The organism is Cyanobium sp. NIVA-CYA 375, from assembly GCF_056108345.1.
Map to the genome: position 1 here is coordinate 1 of NZ_JBSYHW010000221.1, position 1,175 is coordinate 1,175.

2 protein-coding genes are annotated in these 1,175 nt (G+C 66.9%); both read left to right on the forward strand.

Features of this window, described 5'->3' with window-relative positions:
* Window positions 1-901: methyltransferase domain-containing protein (locus AC01FP_RS17680; RefSeq protein ID WP_474482041.1), on the forward strand; the 901-nt coding region annotated here is incomplete at its 5' end.
* Window positions 902-905: 4 nt separating this feature from the next.
* Window positions 906-1,175, forward strand: a 270-nt coding sequence (locus AC01FP_RS17685) for a hypothetical protein (RefSeq protein WP_474482044.1), incomplete at its 3' end; no start/stop codon positions are given.

Consider the following 1,175-nt stretch of genomic DNA (forward strand, 5'->3'; position numbering starts at 1 on the left):
CAGCAACGACGGCTACCTGCTCAAGCACTACAAGGCCGCCGGCCACCGCGTGCTGGGCATCGACCCGGCCGACCCGCCGGCACAGGCGGCCATCAAGATCGGCGTGGACACCCTGGTCGACTTCTTCACCGTCGACCTGGCCCGCAAGCTGGCCGCCGATGGCGTGGCGGCCGACGTGCTGCACGCCAACAACGTGCTGGCGCACGTGGCCGACACCAACGGGTTCGTCGAGGGCATCGCGACGCTGCTCAAGCCCACTGGCGTGGCCGTGCTCGAGTTTCCCTACCTGCTCGACCTGGTGGACCACTGCGAGTTCGACACGATCTACCACCAGCACCTGTGCTACTTCTCGGTGACGGCGGTCGACAAGCTGTTCCGCCGCCACGGGCTCTTCCTCAACGACATCCGCCGCCTGCCCATCCATGGCGGTTCGCTGCGCCTGTTCGTCGAGCCGCGCGAGAACGTCCAGCCCGCGGTCAAGGAACTGCTGGCCCAGGAGCAGAAGCTGGGGCTGAACCAGGTGGCCTACTTCCGCGACTTCGGCGCCCGCGTCGAGAAGCTTCGTTCCGAACTGCTCTCGATGCTGGAGCGGCTCAAGGCCGAAGGCCGCCGCGTGGCCGGCTACGGTGCACCGGCCAAGGGCTGCACGCTGGTCAACTACTTCGGCATCGATCAGCGGCTGGTGCCCTACCTCGTGGACAAGAACGCCTACAAGCAGGGCAAGTTCATGTCCGGCACCCACCAGCCCATCCATGCACCCGGGAAGCTTCTGGAGGACCAGCCCGACTACGTGCTGATGCTGCCCTGGAACTTCACCGACGAGATCGTGGCGCAGCAGGCCGAGTGCCGCGACCGTGGCGGCCGCTTCATCATCCCCATTCCCGAACTGCGGATCATCTGAGCCCATGAGCACCGTCACCGAAACCCCTGCGAAGCCAGCCTCCGACAGCCAGGGCCGCGCGCTGCGCGACACCTGCCCGTGCTGCGGCACAGCGGGCATGAAGGTCTTCTATTCGGTCGACCGTGTGCCGACCAACAGCTGCATCCTGCTGCCCACCCGTGAGGAGGCGCTGGCCTATCCCACGGGCGACGTGCGGCTGGCCCACTGCAGCCACTGCGGCTTCATCTCGAACATCGCCTTCGACGCCGCGCTCACCGAGTACTCGGGCCGCTAC